Origin of the sequence: Pelodictyon phaeoclathratiforme BU-1 (assembly GCF_000020645.1) — a bacterium.
GTDB lineage: Bacteria > Bacteroidota > Chlorobiia > Chlorobiales > Chlorobiaceae > Chlorobium > Chlorobium phaeoclathratiforme.
The window spans coordinates 1,836,145-1,850,886 of the sequence record NC_011060.1; the positions used below are offsets into that span (position 1 = coordinate 1,836,145).

General features: G+C 47.4%; 21 protein-coding genes and 1 pseudogene. 14 read left to right on the top strand and 8 right to left on the bottom strand.

What is annotated here, in order from left to right; translation table 11 throughout:
- Nucleotides 1-57: 57 nt before the first annotated feature.
- From PPHA_RS08565 to hflX, 3 genes are read right to left on the bottom strand one after another with little or no spacing between them, the layout of a single operon-like run.
- Nucleotides 58-600, bottom strand: a complete 543-nt coding sequence (locus tag PPHA_RS08565; protein ID WP_012508451.1) for a hypothetical protein — start codon at nucleotides 598-600, stop codon at nucleotides 58-60.
- Between the two features lie 11 nt (nucleotides 601-611).
- On the bottom strand, nucleotides 612-1,034 hold the full coding sequence (gene ybeY / locus PPHA_RS08570; protein ID WP_041526495.1) for an rRNA maturation RNase YbeY: 423 nt from the start codon (nucleotides 1,032-1,034) through the stop codon (nucleotides 612-614).
- A complete protein-coding gene (gene hflX / locus PPHA_RS08575; RefSeq protein ID WP_012508453.1) occupies nucleotides 1,015-2,319 on the bottom strand; it encodes a GTPase HflX in 1,305 nt (434 codons plus the stop codon). Before hflX ends, ybeY begins: the two co-directional genes overlap by 20 nt.
- 211 nt (nucleotides 2,320-2,530) lie before the next feature.
- Here hflX and PPHA_RS08580 point away from each other — a divergent pair, with 211 nt between their 5' ends.
- The 6 genes from PPHA_RS08580 (at nucleotide 2,531) to PPHA_RS08605 (ending at nucleotide 6,545) form a co-directional block, all read left to right on the top strand.
- The gene (locus PPHA_RS08580; protein WP_012508454.1) at nucleotides 2,531-3,463 is read left to right on the top strand and encodes a phytoene/squalene synthase family protein; all 933 of its coding nucleotides are present in this window, start codon (nucleotides 2,531-2,533) and stop codon (nucleotides 3,461-3,463) included.
- Nucleotides 3,464-3,590: 127 nt separating this feature from the next.
- On the top strand, nucleotides 3,591-5,126 hold the full coding sequence (gene lysS / locus PPHA_RS08585; RefSeq protein ID WP_012508455.1) for a lysine--tRNA ligase: 1,536 nt from the start codon (nucleotides 3,591-3,593) through the stop codon (nucleotides 5,124-5,126).
- 4 nt (nucleotides 5,127-5,130) lie between these two features.
- Nucleotides 5,131-5,553 (top strand): nucleotidyltransferase substrate binding protein, encoded by a 423-nt coding sequence (locus PPHA_RS08590; RefSeq protein WP_012508456.1) that lies wholly within the window; start codon nucleotides 5,131-5,133, stop codon nucleotides 5,551-5,553.
- Nucleotides 5,546-5,866, top strand: a complete 321-nt coding sequence (locus PPHA_RS08595) for a nucleotidyltransferase family protein (protein WP_012508457.1) — start codon at nucleotides 5,546-5,548, stop codon at nucleotides 5,864-5,866. Before PPHA_RS08590 ends, PPHA_RS08595 begins: the two co-directional genes overlap by 8 nt.
- Before the next feature lie 104 nt (nucleotides 5,867-5,970).
- Complete coding sequence (locus PPHA_RS08600; protein WP_012508458.1) at nucleotides 5,971-6,201, top strand: hypothetical protein; 231 nt, start codon at nucleotides 5,971-5,973, stop codon at nucleotides 6,199-6,201.
- Complete coding sequence (locus tag PPHA_RS08605; protein ID WP_012508459.1) at nucleotides 6,198-6,545, top strand: type II toxin-antitoxin system PemK/MazF family toxin; 348 nt, start codon at nucleotides 6,198-6,200, stop codon at nucleotides 6,543-6,545. The genes PPHA_RS08600 and PPHA_RS08605 overlap by 4 nt, the downstream gene beginning before the upstream one ends.
- 120 nt (nucleotides 6,546-6,665) lie before the next feature.
- Here the strand turns inward: PPHA_RS08605 and PPHA_RS15120 are convergent, their stop codons facing one another.
- A complete protein-coding gene (locus PPHA_RS15120; RefSeq protein WP_397232405.1) occupies nucleotides 6,666-6,902 on the bottom strand; it encodes a formylglycine-generating enzyme family protein in 237 nt (78 codons plus the stop codon).
- A gap of 351 nt (nucleotides 6,903-7,253) precedes the next feature.
- Between PPHA_RS15120 and PPHA_RS08610 the strand changes: the two genes are divergently transcribed.
- Both PPHA_RS08610 and PPHA_RS16935 read left to right on the top strand, forming a co-directional pair.
- Entirely contained in the window at nucleotides 7,254-7,454 is a 201-nt protein-coding gene (locus tag PPHA_RS08610) for a hypothetical protein (RefSeq protein WP_012508460.1), read from the top strand.
- On the top strand, nucleotides 7,451-7,714 hold the full coding sequence (locus tag PPHA_RS16935; protein WP_012508461.1) for a type II toxin-antitoxin system RelE family toxin: 264 nt from the start codon (nucleotides 7,451-7,453) through the stop codon (nucleotides 7,712-7,714). Before PPHA_RS08610 ends, PPHA_RS16935 begins: the two co-directional genes overlap by 4 nt.
- Nucleotides 7,715-7,812: 98 nt before the next feature.
- On the opposite strand, the pseudogene PPHA_RS15130 reads toward PPHA_RS16935, so the two are convergent.
- Nucleotides 7,813-8,001: pseudogene (locus PPHA_RS15130) on the bottom strand (type ISP restriction/modification enzyme); the annotation flags it as partial.
- Between PPHA_RS15130 and PPHA_RS08620 the strand changes: the two are divergent.
- Together PPHA_RS08620 and PPHA_RS08625 are read left to right on the top strand one after the other, a co-directional pair.
- Complete coding sequence (locus tag PPHA_RS08620) at nucleotides 7,986-8,441, top strand: DUF488 domain-containing protein (protein WP_012508462.1); 456 nt, start codon at nucleotides 7,986-7,988, stop codon at nucleotides 8,439-8,441. The pseudogene PPHA_RS15130 and the gene PPHA_RS08620 sit on opposite strands and share 16 nt — an antisense overlap.
- Nucleotides 8,438-8,872 (top strand): DUF488 domain-containing protein, encoded by a 435-nt coding sequence (locus PPHA_RS08625; RefSeq protein WP_012508463.1) that lies wholly within the window; start codon nucleotides 8,438-8,440, stop codon nucleotides 8,870-8,872. The genes PPHA_RS08620 and PPHA_RS08625 overlap by 4 nt, the downstream gene beginning before the upstream one ends.
- Nucleotides 8,873-8,966: 94 nt before the next feature.
- On the opposite strand, the gene PPHA_RS08630 is transcribed toward PPHA_RS08625, so the two are convergent.
- Nucleotides 8,967-9,155 carry a hypothetical protein gene (locus PPHA_RS08630; RefSeq protein ID WP_012508464.1) on the bottom strand — a complete coding sequence of 63 codons (189 nt, stop codon included), beginning with the start codon at nucleotides 9,153-9,155 and terminating at the stop codon, nucleotides 8,967-8,969.
- Between the two features lie 335 nt (nucleotides 9,156-9,490).
- Between PPHA_RS08630 and PPHA_RS08635 the strand changes: the two genes are divergently transcribed.
- Together PPHA_RS08635 and PPHA_RS08640 are read left to right on the top strand one after the other, a co-directional pair.
- Nucleotides 9,491-9,718 carry an AbrB/MazE/SpoVT family DNA-binding domain-containing protein gene (locus tag PPHA_RS08635; RefSeq protein ID WP_041526796.1) on the top strand — a complete coding sequence of 76 codons (228 nt, stop codon included), beginning with the start codon at nucleotides 9,491-9,493 and terminating at the stop codon, nucleotides 9,716-9,718.
- Nucleotides 9,715-10,137 (top strand): putative toxin-antitoxin system toxin component, PIN family, encoded by a 423-nt coding sequence (locus PPHA_RS08640; RefSeq protein ID WP_049759918.1) that lies wholly within the window; start codon nucleotides 9,715-9,717, stop codon nucleotides 10,135-10,137. The genes PPHA_RS08635 and PPHA_RS08640 overlap by 4 nt, the downstream gene beginning before the upstream one ends.
- A gap of 151 nt (nucleotides 10,138-10,288) precedes the next feature.
- Here PPHA_RS08640 and PPHA_RS08645 read toward each other — a convergent pair whose 3' ends face one another.
- A complete protein-coding gene (locus PPHA_RS08645; RefSeq protein ID WP_041526497.1) occupies nucleotides 10,289-10,858 on the bottom strand; it encodes a shikimate kinase in 570 nt (189 codons plus the stop codon).
- 25 nt (nucleotides 10,859-10,883) lie between these two features.
- Nucleotides 10,884-11,897: an NAD-dependent epimerase gene (locus PPHA_RS08650; RefSeq protein WP_012508468.1), complete on the bottom strand. Its 1,014-nt coding sequence runs from the start codon at nucleotides 11,895-11,897 to the stop codon at nucleotides 10,884-10,886.
- Nucleotides 11,898-12,198: 301 nt separating this feature from the next.
- On the opposite strand from PPHA_RS08650, the gene PPHA_RS08655 reads away from it, so the two are divergent.
- Together PPHA_RS08655 and PPHA_RS08660 are read left to right on the top strand one after the other, a co-directional pair.
- The gene (locus tag PPHA_RS08655; RefSeq protein ID WP_012508469.1) at nucleotides 12,199-13,647 is read left to right on the top strand and encodes a circularly permuted type 2 ATP-grasp protein; all 1,449 of its coding nucleotides are present in this window, start codon (nucleotides 12,199-12,201) and stop codon (nucleotides 13,645-13,647) included.
- A 19-nt stretch (nucleotides 13,648-13,666) separates the two neighbouring features.
- On the top strand, nucleotides 13,667-14,740 hold the full coding sequence (locus tag PPHA_RS08660) for an alpha-E domain-containing protein (RefSeq protein ID WP_012508470.1): 1,074 nt from the start codon (nucleotides 13,667-13,669) through the stop codon (nucleotides 14,738-14,740).
- Nucleotides 14,741-14,742: the final 2 nt, after the last annotated feature.

Consider the following 14,742-nt stretch of genomic DNA (forward strand, 5'->3'; position numbering starts at 1 on the left):
GGAAAAAGAGTAAGCACAGTATGGTGGCTGGCTCGGTTCTCCCTTCCGGCATCTTCTTCAGGGCTGCAGGAGTTCCCTGTAGCTATAGACAAAAGCAATGGTTCCAATCTTCTCATTCAATCCCATAACCGGAATAACAAAAAGGCTTTTCCCCTCAGGCAGCGCATAAGAAACCGGCACAAGCACACCAAGCCTCATTTGGGGATAATGCCGGGAAAAAGAGCTTCCCTGCAGTTTTCGATCAGTGGATATTTTGATAATGCCTGAGGGATCAACAAGCATGATCAAGCCAAACCCTTTTCTCTGGATCAATTCGTTAAAATACTCTTCGATCTGGCCATAATTGGAGTGCATCAACTCTTTGCGTACCGACCAGGCCAGAGGAAGGGCAAAAAGCTGGATATCCTGACGCTGCATGAGCACAGATCGGCTCTCTGCAAGCTCCGAAAGCTCTTGCAGTTTCCGTTCTCCCTGATAGCGTGTTAAAAAAATCCCTCCGACAAGCAGCACAAGAACAAGCGGTACCACGATCAGAAAAAAACGTTTCCAGAACGAGGGCTTTTGCTGCGGGGTTTCCCCTGAATCATTGCTGCTTTTCATGATGAGATTAATTATAGTGTTGCCGCTCCTGAACGGGTGAGATAAAATGCCTCTTTTTCCTCAATCAGTCTCCGTTCTTCGGCTGACTGATCACCATAACCGATAAGATGAAGCGCTGAATGGAGGGTAACACGAAGAAGTTCTTGCTGAAAATCAACCGAGAATCTGGCAGCATTTTCCTTCACCACATCGAGCGAGATATAAAACTCCCCATCGATTTCAGCTCCTTTGTTGTAACGAAAGGTAATGGTATCAGTTGGATAATCATGACCGAGAAACTCACGGTTAATGCGCTGGATCATTTTGTTGCCGCAGTAGACACCCACAATCGACTCAACCGTAAAACCTTCGTTTTCCAGAACCAGAAGAACCGCTTTTTCAAGCAGTTGCTCCGGAATCTCCTTTTTGGTGGTATTATGGATTTGCAGCATCATCGATCAGTGTTTGTGATGAGTTGATAAGGGCATCAATATGTTTGAGCTCATTTTTCCGTACTCTGAAGGTCAGCTCAACCTCCTCATCAACATGGCGTTTATCGATAACTTCAGTATGTTCGTAGAGCCAGGTGATCAATTTATAATTGGAGACATGCACGCTGATTTTGCGTTCGGAGTAATCACGGGCAACCTGCTGGCCAATCATCTCCTTGAGAAGTGAAAGATTGAGTCCCCGCCTGGCAGAAATAAAAACTGCATCTGGATATTTCTCGCTCATTGTTCGAAGGATCGAGGGATCTTCGAGGGCGTCAATCTTGTTGAAAACATCAATGATGTTGTCGTGCCCGACACCGATCTCCTTGAGGGTATCACGTACAATCTGCATCTGATCCTCAAAACCGGGATGGCTGATATCAATCACATGGAGCAGGAAGTCGGCCTGAAGTACCTCGTCAAGGGTCGATTTGAAACTCTCGACAAGCGTATGCGGAAGTTTGCGGATAAAACCAACCGTATCCGAAAGCAGCACAAGCTTGTTGATGTTCAGTTCAAGACGGCGGGTTTTGGTATCGAGCGTTGCAAAGAGCCTGTTTTCGGCAAAAGCCTCAGCCTCGGGGCAGAGGGCATTCATCAGGGTTGATTTGCCTGCATTGGTATAGCCCACAAGAGAGACTCTCGGCACCGTCTGCCGTCCGCGAGTCTGGGTATCGTGCTGCAGCGATACCTCCCGAAGCTTCTTTTTCAGCAGGGCGATCCGGTTGCGAACCAGACGACGGTCAGTCTCGATCTGGGTTTCACCAGGGCCTTTGTTACCAATTCCTCCCTTCTGTTTCGAGAGGTGAGTCCACTGCCCGGAAAGACGGGGAAGCATGTATTCGAGCTGGGCAAGTTCGACCTGCATCTTTGCCTGGGCCGATTGAGCCCTTATGGCAAAGATCTGCAGGATAAGCCCGGTACGGTCAATAACCTTGCATTCGAGTGACTTTTCAAGGTTTCTTGCTTGGGCGGGGGAAAGATCGTCATCAAAAATGACAAGATCTATCTCCTTCTCCTTGACAAAAAGTACCAATTCCTCAACCTTCCCTTTTCCGATACAGTAGGCTGGGTCGCGCAGTTTTTTGTCCTGTATAAACGATTCCACCGTATCGGCTCCGGCGGTATCGGCAAGAAAAGCAAGCTCGTCGAGATATTCCTCAACAAGGGAACGGGGTATTTCAGGGGGGGAACAGAGTCCGACAAGAACGGCCTTTTCCCTTCTATTTTCAGAAGTAACAGTATTCAACAGGGCAGTAGTAAATTACGTAAGCATTTGAATGATAAAGAGCTGCAACTTGGCATGTTGCTATATTACAACCATTGTTTTATCTTGACAGCTCATTCTTGTAAACGCACCAATACCCTAAAAAGGTACACATTTTTGCTTTCACCCCATACCGCAATCGGGTAAAAAAGCTGTGACGACCAGAACAGGCTAATATAAGTGAGCATGGCAGATGAATCACAACGATAACCCAAACAGTACAGGCACGAAGACCGAAAAGCTGATAACGCTTGAAGATGCCTATAGCTACTGTCGGCAGATTTCACAGCATCATGCAAAAACCTTCTATCTTGCAAGTATGTTTCTGCCAAAAAAACAGCAGAAACCGATTTTCGCCATCTACGCATTGCTGCGCACGGTTGATGACGTTGTCGATATGGCCGAGGTTAAACTGAACAACGGCCTGATTACCAGCGAAGAGATCCAGAGGATACTTGAAGAGTGGAAATCAAAGCTTACAGCGTGCTACGGCGGCAAAACCGGCAATGACCCCATCATGATTGCCTGGCACGATACCCTGAAAAGCTATTCGATCCCGATAGAACTCCCGCTCGACCTGATGGATGGCGTTGCCATGGATATCGAGTTCAAGCCATTCGAGACCTTCGATGACCTCTACGTCTACTGTTACAAAGTTGCCGCCGTCGTCGGGCTGATGACCTCCGAAATATTTGGCTACAGCGACAAACGGGCACTTGAACATGCCATAGAGCTTGGCATTGCCATGCAGTTGACCAACATCCTGCGCGACATTGGCGAAGATGTTGACCGTGGCAGAATCTACCTTCCGCTTGAGGATCTGCGCCGTTTCAACTATTCGAAAGAGGAGATGATGCAGAAAAAAATAAACGACAACTTTCTCAATCTGATGAAGTTTCAGATCGAACGGGCAAGAGGTTACTACCGCTCCTCCGACAAAGGAATCCCCATGCTTGAAAAAGAGAGCCGCTTTGGTGTCGCCATCAGCAGCGTCAACTATGGCAATATTTTAACCGCCATTGAGAAAAACCAGTACGATGTCTTTTCAACAAGGGCCTATCGCTCTTTTTTTCAGAAAATCAGCACCATACCCTACGTCTGGCTGAAAACCCGTTCAGGCTCGTGAACAGCAGCAGCCAAATCTTGCACAAAAAAGTACCCTCAGTGATTCAGAGACAAATGAGCCATTGAGCATCAAATCAGAGTTGACCCTATTTTTTCATTTTACAGAATTCCACAGGCTACCGACCATCATGCATACAGAGAAGGATCCGAACAAGAATACCCCGGAACAGCAAACCCCGATTTCGCTGAACGACCAGATGCAGCGCCGTCTTGAAGAGCGCCAGCAGCTTATGGAGGCAGGAGTCAACCCCTATCCCACCCATTTTGAGGTCACCCACTCCTCCGGTGAGATTATTGCAAATTTCGTAGAGGAGGCCAAAACGCCGGTCTCTGTGGCCGGACGCATCATGACCATCCGCAAGATGGGCAAAGCCTCCTTTTTCCACCTTCAGGACTCCGCAGGCCGCATCCAGATCTACATGAAAAAGGATGAAGTTGGCGACGCCACCTACGACACCTTCAAACTGCTCGACATCGGCGATATCATCGGCATCAAGGGCTTTACCTTCAAAACCAGAACCGGCGAAATCTCCGTCCATGCCGAATCGCTGGAACTGCTCACCAAATCGCTGCGCCCTATACCCGTCGCCAAAGAGAAAGAGGTTGATGGCGAAAAGGTTGTTTTTGACGCCTTCAGCGACAAGGAGCTTCGTTACCGCCAGCGCTATGTTGACCTCATCGTCAATCCGGAGGTCAAAGAGACGTTTATCAAACGGAGCGCCATCGTCTCCTTCATGCGCAACGCTTTTACCGGCAAGGGATGGCTCGAGGTTGAAACGCCGATTCTGCAACCCATCTACGGCGGCGCAGCGGCTCGTCCCTTTACGACGCACCATAATGCGCTCGACATGCAGCTCTACCTGCGCATTGCCAACGAACTCTACCTCAAGCGGCTCATCGTCGGCGGCTTTGACGGCGTCTTTGAGTTTGCCAAGGATTTCCGCAACGAAGGGATCGACCGCTTCCACAACCCTGAGTTCACCCAGGTTGAACTCTACGTTGCCTACAAGGATTACAACTGGATGATGGAAATGGTCGAAGAGCTCTTCAGCCAGACCGCTTTGGCCGTCAACAAGAGCGAAGTGACCACCTTTCTCGGCAACGAAATCAGCCTCAAGCCCCCTTTCCGCCGCCTGAGTATCATCGACGCCATTACCGAATACACCGGCCAGAATATTGCAGGACAATCCGAAGAGCAACTGCGCTACACCGCAAAGGATCTCGGCCTTGAACTCGACCCCAAAATCAGCAGCGGCAAGATCATCGATGAAATTTTCGGCGAATTTGTGGAGCCCAAGCTCATTCAGCCAACCTTCATCATCGACTACCCCACCGAGATGTCGCCCCTTGCCAAGGAGCACCCCTCACAACCCGGCATTGTTGAGCGCTTTGAGCTGATCATCGGCGGTAAAGAGGTCTGCAACTCCTTCTCCGAACTCAACGACCCCGTCATCCAGCGCGAAAGGCTCGAATCGCAGGCAAAACTGCGCCAGCGCGGCGACGAAGAGGCCATGATTGTTGACGAGGATTTCCTCCGCGCCATCGAATACGGCATGCCTCCATGCGCTGGCATCGGCATTGGCATTGACCGCCTCGTCATGATTCTGACCGGGCAGGACTCCATCAGGGAGGTTATTTTCTTCCCGCATTTGAAACCGGAGTAGGCGCATGACACTTGATCTGAGCAGCCTGATAAAAGCGATTGCCTCACTCGAAAAGTCGATCAACAGTTATCAGGTATGCGCCGCAAACAGTACGCTGACCAAAGAGGATATTGAGACCGTCAAGGCCGGAGTGATACAGAACTTTGAAGTTGCCTATGAGCAGTGCTGGAAGTTCATGAAGCGCTGGATTGAGCAAAATGTCAGTGCCGGTGTGGTTGATGGGGTAACTCGCCGTGAGTTGTTCCGGGTCAGTGCCGAGAACCGGCTTCTTGATGATGTAGCATTATGGATGGAGTTTCATCAGTCGAGAAACCTCACCTCTCACACTTATGATTCCAATAATGCCGATCACGCCTTTGGTTCGGCATTACTCTTTATTGGTGCGGCCAAAGAGTTTCTTGCGCGACTGGAGAGCAGGAATGATTGATGTCGCACCGGAGCATCTTGAAATGGTGCTCACTCTTCTGTCTAACTACCTCCCCGATTGTGAAGTGCGGGCTTTTGGCTCCCGCTTCAGCGGAACAGCAAAGCCTTATTCCGATCTTGATTTGGCTGTAATCGGGCAAAACAGGCTCGACTGGCGAATTCTTGCCGAGCTGAAAGAGGCTTTTCAGGAGTCGGAACTCCCCTTCCGGGTCGATCTGCTCGACTGGAATACAATTTCGGATGAATTTCGTGCCGTTATCGAAAAAAGCGGGTATGAAGTGATTTCCGGGAAATCGTCTGGTTTTGGTGCTTGAAACCGGCAGAGGGTGCTTTTTTTGCCGTAATAGTGTACCTTACGGAATGATGCTTTTGTGCGAAAAAAGTGTGCACTGAGAACCAATGAAAAAACGCCTTGATCATGAATACCGCCACGTTTGAAAGCAAATTGCTGCCGGACGGTCATCTCTATTGTCCAAAGGAATTTGGTCAAAAGAAAAATGTCCGGTTCAAGGTGATTGTCATCTTTGATGAGAGAAATGAAACAGAAGCCTCTGAATTCGACACAGAGCTTGCGGCTCTCAACGATAATGCAACGGAGTTTCTTTCCAGAGAAGAACTCAGTTACTATTTGGGTCTGAAGGAGTTATGAAAACCTTTCAATGTGCTCAGATATGGCTGGTAAATTTTGATCCAAGCTTTGGACACGAATACCAGAAAATCCGGCCCGCTCTTATTATTCAGCACGAGGATTATATTGCATCAGGAAATTTACTGACGGTTATTCCGATTTCATCGCAAATAGTCAATCCGTCGGAACTTGATATTCTGATAACAGCAAATTCCCGGAACAGACTCATGAAAAATTCTCTTCTCAAAACGAAACAGATCAGTTCTTTCGACAAAAAACGATTTATCAAACTTATCGGAAGAGCTGACTCAGAGATAATGGCGAAAATGAACAGCCATCTGCAGCGTTTTATTTGTGGGAAATAGCGCATTTTTTTCAGCTCTTCATCAGGTCAGTGCCTGCATATCTTACAGATCATTGAACATCGCGACGATAGGTTCTAAGCTTTTTTTTACAGATTGCCAGTATGCAGCCAAACGGTTAAGCTACCGAGCGGAAAGCTGAAGGCATGCAGTGCCTGTGATAAGCGGTTTTTTGGCTCCAAACGTCTGCCCACCTGCGGTGGGCAGACGAAAACGTTTCCCTGTCTTTGCCGAGAGCCATTTGCAGTACGCTACTGCATCATTCCAGCTCACATGCAACACCGGATGATTCTCTTCGCTCTGAGGCCATACACTGCCCGATACTCCACAACGCCAGTTTACTCCATCCGCTCGTTTCACTTCACCATTGGTGAAAATAACGCTGAAACCAGCTTTATCGGCATCTGTCCGGTACCCCGATGCTCCCCATAATCCTTGCCGTTTCAGTCAGAGCTACGATGATGCGCTGATAGTGGCGAATTTCCCCGAAAGCTGGTCTACAAAACCTTAACCGTTGAAACTCATCCACGCTTTGAAAGAGGCAAAAAACTTGCGATATTCGTTCAGTAACAGTTCACTGCCGAACAGTTATATCGCAGAACTACTTATACTAAATTGGCGTACTGTGTTTCTGGTTCCTGATCCAGAACGCAGAAACGGTTGCTATAAGTTGAAGAACCCAACGCATAGCCCATTTTGGAGAAAAAGATTATGATGAACACTCAAGAACTTAAAACAACCGTATCAAAACTTTCGCCGGATCAACTTTTACAGTTTGCAGAGTGGTTCGAAGAGTTTCTGGCTGACCAGTGGGATAAAAAAATCGAATCCGATATTACAACAGGTCGCCTTGATGCACTTGGGAAACAGGCCGACAATGAATTTCTGGCTGGTCGAGCAAAACCGCTGTGAATCATTTTACCATATCGGAATTTTGGTTCCATTACCAACAACTCCCCAAAGATATCCGTAATTTAGCAGATAAAAATTTTGAGCTGCTTCGAAGTAACCCGTGCCATCCATCGGTACGATTAAAAAAAGTCGGGAATTTTTGGTCAGCACGTATCGGATTACTTTACCGTGCATTAGCAAAAGAAAGAGCTGAGGGTCTTGTATGGTTTTGGATAGGTTCACATCATCATTATGACGAAATAATCGAATCAAAAGAATAACAAACGCTGCCGCAGAATGCGGGTTTGGGTAAACAGGCTCAGCTTGTCGATATGTAAATGTTGTCATTTCTTGTTGCTTTTTGAACACCGAATACAAATTACTCCACACCAACCATATCAATCTCCCGCATAATTCTCTCTGTCTCCGTCAGTGCTTCGATGATGCGCTGGTAATGGCGGACATCCTCAAAGCTGAGCACTCTCCCCTTCCGGTCTTTGAGCCACTTTTGTGCGGGCTGATAACCGCCGATGTAGAACTCCCATACTGCCGATGGGACACCATCGAATCAAATATGTTTTTTTGGGGCGTCAGTTGGGTGCCCGAAGCGAAGATCCTGCATGTTATGAAAAAGGCCGGGTTCAGTATCCGCGTTTGGCCAAGACTCCCCTTTTTTTGGAGGGTATTGAAAGGATAATGCGAGGCGCTGATGCATATCGAATTACCCTGATGTGTGCAGAGAAAGATCCCATTGAGTGTCACAGAGCGCTGCTGGTGTCACGCAAGCTTTTTGAGCTGGGGATTCCAGTCAACCATATTCTGCATGATGGAGCCATTCAGACTCACGAAGAGTTGGAATCTCGCTTGCTTTCGATGTGCAATCTCCCTGATGGGGATATGTTTACGAGCCGTGATGAATTTATTGCACAAGCGTATTCCATTCAAGGAAATCGTGTGGCATATCAGGATGAAGTCATGGCTGAACAGAAAAAAGTTCTCCAATCATGAAGATTTTTACCATCGGCTTTACACAGAAAAGCGCAGAGCAATTTTTCAACCATTTGAAGCAGCCTGGTTTGACAAGAGTTATTGATATTCGGCTTAACAATGTTTCTCAATTAGCCGGATTTACGAAGATGAAAGACTTGCAGTTTTTCCTCCGTGAAATCAATAACCTTGATTACGTTCACCTGCCAGAATTGGCGCCGACCAAAGAGATTCTTGATGGCTACAAGAAAAATGGCGGCGATTGGAAGAGTTATGAAAAGCAATTCTTGTCATTGATGGCGACACGTCGCGTTGAGAATCTTGTCAAAAAAGATCTGATTGATGGCGGCTGCCTTCTCTGCAGCGAGGTCACACCTGAGCACTGCCATCGACGGCTGGTCGCCGAATATTTCCGTGACAAATGGGGCTATGTGGAAATTGTTCATTTGTAGGCACCGGATAAAACGAATCACGCAGAGCTACACAAAAAGTCGCGCAATTTACTCGGCTGGGGTGATGTTCGGTTCTTCAATAACACAAAAAAATTCATGCGGCTACCGTCGATAAAGCATAGACCTTTTTCGCGTAGGTACTGGCCGCTGCAACGTCACCCGACTTGAGTGCTTCTCTTACCCGATCGAGTTTTAAGGCGTCATCAAGGCTGATATACGGTGCCCAGCCATCCTCAGAATCAATGATCTCAATTTCGACTTCTGGCGGCGTAGTTACCTGCATGAACAAACTTTGTATGTTTTCTGGTATTCATTTTTTCCTCCTGGTGAAATTATCGGCCCACTTTTCATGATCTGGACGATAAGCAGTTATAAGCATGGCTGGAGATACGTTACCTCGGATAATTCACGAGATAACTCACGAGCGGTGAATGAACGGCTGGCAGTGTTGTGATAGCAGTTTTTTTGCTTCGAACGCCATTTTTTCCGGATTCTTTTTTTTCAGGCAAAATTGCCGAAGCGAGAGAAGCGTGTTGTCGATGGTGTAATACTATTTGGTAAACAATATTATTTTTGGTAAGGTATTCTTACTCCATTACTATTCTTGATATGAATGCCATGTTAGCCAAACTTACCAGCAAAAATCAGTTGACCTTGCCAAAGTCTATTGTAACCTCAATTCCTAAAACAGATTACTTTGAAGTGGAAGTTGAGAATGGTCGCATCATGCTTACGCCTGTGCGTATGCAGCAGGCAGATGCAGTGCGTGCCAAATTAGATGCTTTGGGTATTAATGACCAGGATGTTCTGGATGCAATAGAGTGGGCAAGAAAAAGTCAGCCGTGAGCTATCGCATAGTGCTTGATACGAACTGCATTATTTTCGCATTGATATTTTCACGCCAGAAAATGTCGTGGTTGCGTCACAACTGGCAGTCCGGGGCTATCATCCCGTTAGTCAGCAAGGAAACGGCCAGCGAACTCTTGAGAGTGTTGGCCTATCCAAAATTCAAGCTCACAAAAACGGAGCAATTGGTACTACTGGCTGATTTTCTGCCTTACGCTGAAACGGTCACTTCGCTTGAGGTACCAGTTGACTTACCTGTAATTCGAGATACAGCAGATCAAATGTTTTTAACGTTAGCCGTATTTGGCAAGGCGGATGCTTTAGTAACTGGTGATAACGACCTGCTTATTATTAAGGATCTCTTTAAAACTCCGCCAATTATGTCGCTCAGTGAATTTGAGCAATGGCAAAAAAGCTGAAATAAAGATTTCGCTGGTTGCGTTCATGCTTTTTTGTTTATTTTTGCTGAAACCGACCGGTAATTATGGGGGGGGAAGGGGCAGATATTCAGTTCCAGAGTTGAAGTTATAATCGGAAAACAGTCCTGTTCCATCGCGTTATCTATCCCCATTATGTGACGAGTGATGATTCAGACGTGTACGTATTTACCGCATCAATGATTTTATGAGCTGCCTGAACCGGCTCCAGACCGGAAATGTCAACCTGCAGGTTTGCTCGTTTATAACTTGTGCCAAAGTAGGTCATGTCACCCTTTACCTCCCGCAGGTACAATTTCTTCTCTTTGAGCGTCAACTCTTTTTCGATCGGGCGGGAGTCGATGTCGTAGAAGCGGAGCCTCTCTACAATATTTTCCGGTTTATCGGTAATCACCACCTTGATTCCGTGGTTCTTCTTCAGTACCTTCAGGTATCCTCCCATCAGGCCACCTGGAGACAATGCGATAACTGACTCCGCGCTTTCCGGACGATTCAGCAAATCTGCAAGAGCTTTTGCAGCCTCTTCACGAAACTCGTACATGTTAAAACAGCTCTGCTGAAGACGTTCAATACTCGTTTTAAAGAAGGCTTCAACTTCCACATCCAGATCAAAAAAATTTAGCCCAAGCAGTTCGGCAATTATTTTGCCAATCGTTGATTTTCCGACACAACCGACACCTGTTAAAAAGATTTGCACTGGCACCTCACAATTTTATTGACACTTTTTTTTACTGTTGAACTCCATAGTACTCCCGATACCAGGCAACAAAACGGCGTATGCCCTCGGGCACGGTGGTTTCAGGTTTGTAGTGGACATCCTGCATAAGCTGATCAACGTCGGCATAGGTGTCAGGCACATCTCCGGGCTGGAGCGGGAGAAACTCTTTTATGGCAGTACGGCCAAGCTGCTCTTCAAGAGCCTTGATATAGTCCATGAGTTCGACCGGATTGCTGTTGCCGATATTGTAGACTCTCCATGGCGCCTTGCTTGTCCCAGGGTCGGGAGTGAGGCCTGACCAGTCGGGATTTGGCACGGCAACATGATCGAGTGTTCTCAGAACTCCTTCGGTAATATCATCAATGAAGGTAAAATCACGGCGATGCTTGCCATAATTGAATACCTGAATGGGCTTGTTGTTCAGGATGGCATTGGTAAAGAGAAAGAGCGCCATATCAGGCCTTCCCCACGGCCCGTAAACGGTAAAAAAGCGCAGCCCGGTTGTTGGCAGATTGTAGAGATGGCTGTAGGTATGCGCCATCAACTCATTGGCCTTTTTGCTGGCGGCATAGAGTGAAAGGGGATGATCGACATTGTCGTGCACCGAAAAAGGCATGGTCTCATTTGAACCGTATATGGAACTGGAAGATGCATAAACCAGATGTTTCACATCGTTGTGGCGGCATCCTTCGAGGATATTGAGGAAGCCCACAATATTGCTTTCAACATAGGAGTGGGGATTCTGGATTGAATAGCGCACACCCGCCTGTGCGGCAAGATTGATCACACCATCGAACTTCCCTTTCCCAAACAGCTCTTCCATGGCAGCACGGTCGGAGATATCAGCTTTTACAAAGGTAAATCCTTCAAATGGCGTAAGCATTGACAGCCGTGCCTCCTTGAGCGTGACATCATAATAATCATTGAGATTATCAACCCCGGTTACCCTCTCTCCACGTTCCAGAAGTCGTTTGCAGACATGAAATCCTATAAATCCGGCTGCGCCGGTCACGAGTATATTCATTGCTCTTGGTCAGTAATGGGTTACAGGCACGATATGAGCTGCCCTGTGAAAATGTGAACTCTTGCGAAAGGCCATAATAAAAACAATTCCCCGACCTGACAAGACGAAAAATCCGGAATTCCACAAGGATGCAGCCTGAAATCGAAGCCTGCATCCTGGAGTGCTCCTTAAAAACCAACAAAACGATAAAATATCTCGTTGAATTTTAAATTTTTTAGGTATATTCTTCGATTAGCCGAAATATTTAAGTCGGCAAGAGCAGCAAAAGTGATTCTCCATCAACAACAAGAATCCAATCCGTATGATTCGCTTCTTTGAGCGCTACGAAGCCGAAACCTCCCAGTTTTTTGACGAGGTTATCTCAAAAGAGGGAAGCCCCCGGCCACATTACGACAAGATGCTTCACCGTTTCAGTCAGTTTTCCGTAGATGATATCAAAGCCCGACGGGAAATTGTCAATATTTTTTTCCGGAATCAGGGTATCACCTTTACCGTCTATGGCGAAAATGAGGGAGTTGAGCGCCTTTTTCCATTTGATCTTATTCCAAGAGTTGTTCCTGCCCACGAATGGCAGACTATTGAGAAGGGGCTTATGCAGCGCATTACAGCGCTCAATGCGTTTCTTCATGATATCTACCATGGCCAGAAAATTCTCAAAGAGAGGATTATTCCTGCCGAACTGATCCTCGGCAGCCAGCATTTCAGAAGGGAATTTATCGGGGTCAATCCACCGCTCGGCATCTACATTCATGTCACCGGCAGCGATATTATCCGCGACGGAAAAGGGAATTACATGGTGCTCGAAGACAACCTGCGCACCCCGAGCGGGGTCTCCTATATGCTGCAAAACCGGCAGGCGATGAAACGCGCCTTCCCGGTTTTGTTCGACAAATACAAGATTCGCCCGATCGAAAATTATCCCCAGGAGCTGCTCCGCACCCTGCAGGAGATCAGCCCGGTATCACGCCGTGAACCAAACGTCGTGTTGCTGACCCCTGGCATCTATAACTCTGCCTACTTTGAACACAGCTTCCTTGCCCGCCAGATGGGCATTGAACTGACCGAAGGAAAAGATCTCGTTGTCAACAACAACAAGGTCTACACCCGAACGACTCGCGGACTTGAGCAGGTTGATGTGATCTATCGCAGGGTTGACGATGCTTATCTTGATCCACTTGTCTTCCGCCCGGACTCGAAACTTGGCGTTGCAGGCCTCGTTAATGCCTATCGTAAAGGCAATGTCACCCTTGCCAACGCAATCGGTTGCGGTGTAGCCGACGACAAGGTGATCTACAGTTTTGTCCCGAAGATCATCAAGTACTATCTCGGAGAGGATCCAATTCTGGAAAATGTTCCAACCTGGCTGGCAAGCAATCCTTCAGATCTGAAATATATTCTGGCAAACCTTGGTTCACTGGTAGTAAAAGCTGCCAATGAATCGGGAGGATACGGGATGCTGATTGGCCCGGAATCAACAATTGAGCAGCAGGAGAATTTTGCGGAAATGATTGTGGCCAATCCACGCAACTATATTGCCCAGCCCACGATTTCTCTTTCGCGACACCCCAGCTTTTTCAATGACACGGAACTTTGGGGATGTCATATTGATCTGCGTCCCTATGTTTTGTACGGTAAAACTGTTACTATAGTCCCCGGAGGTCTGACAAGAGTCGCCCTCAAACGTGGTTCACTGGTGGTCAATTCCTCTCAGGGAGGAGGCAGCAAGGACACCTGGGTTGTCGATGAATAAACACTAATTTCTTATTATCATGTTAAGCCGTGTTGCCGAATCACTTTTCTGGATGAGTCGTTATTTCGAGCGGGCAGAAAACACTGCAAGGTTTCTTGACGTCAATTTTAACCTGCTGCTCGACCTCAATAAAATTACCCACGTTGAGAATCCAAGCTACTGGGTTGCTCTTATCCTTGTTACCAGCGACAAGGAGCGGTTCAACAGCCTCTATGACGAGTACTCCGCCCATACCGTTACCGATTATCTGGTGTTCAATAAAAATAATCCGAACTCCATTACATCCTGTATCGGGCTTGCAAGGGAAAACGCACGAAGCATCATCGAAAGCATCTCAAGCGAGATGTGGGAGCAGGTCAATAACCTCTACCATTATTTACAGAGCGTTACGCCGCAATTTGTGCATAACGATCCCTACGGCTTCTACAAGGAGATCAAGAATGCCTCGCATCTTTTTCAGGGCATAACTGATAACACCTTCTCCCACAACGAAGGGTGGGACTTTATCCAGATTGCCAAGTATCTCGAACGCACCGACAACATTGCCCGGCTTATTGATGTCAAATACCATATGCTGCTTTCCGAAGCGCAAAGCCAGCCTGAACTGGTTGAAGGTTCTGAGGATATCATTCAATGGATGGCCGTGCTCAAAAGCTGCAGCGCGCTTGAAGCATTCCGGAAGGTCTATCTCTCAAAAATCGATCCCGACAACATCCTGCGCTTTCTCATTCTTGATCGCAGCTTCCCGCGCAGCATCAACTTTTCCGTCTGTGCGGCTGAAGATGCCCTGTGGCGTATCTCGGGAAGCTCCCGTCACCGTTACGTCAACAATGCCGACCGATTGATCGGAAAACTGGAGGCAAAGCTGAGCTATACGGCAATTGAAGATATTTTTGCGACTGGACTGCATCGCTATCTGGAAGATCTGGAACAGCGACTGGTGAAAGTTGGAGAACAGGTTCACCTGACCTATTTTGCCTATCACACTCCGGAAATCGAGTCAACTGACATTGAAGAGGCACTTCCTTTTACCGGAATAGCCGGCGGACGACCAAACTGGAGCCAGGCACAGCAGCATCAGCAACAGCAATAACC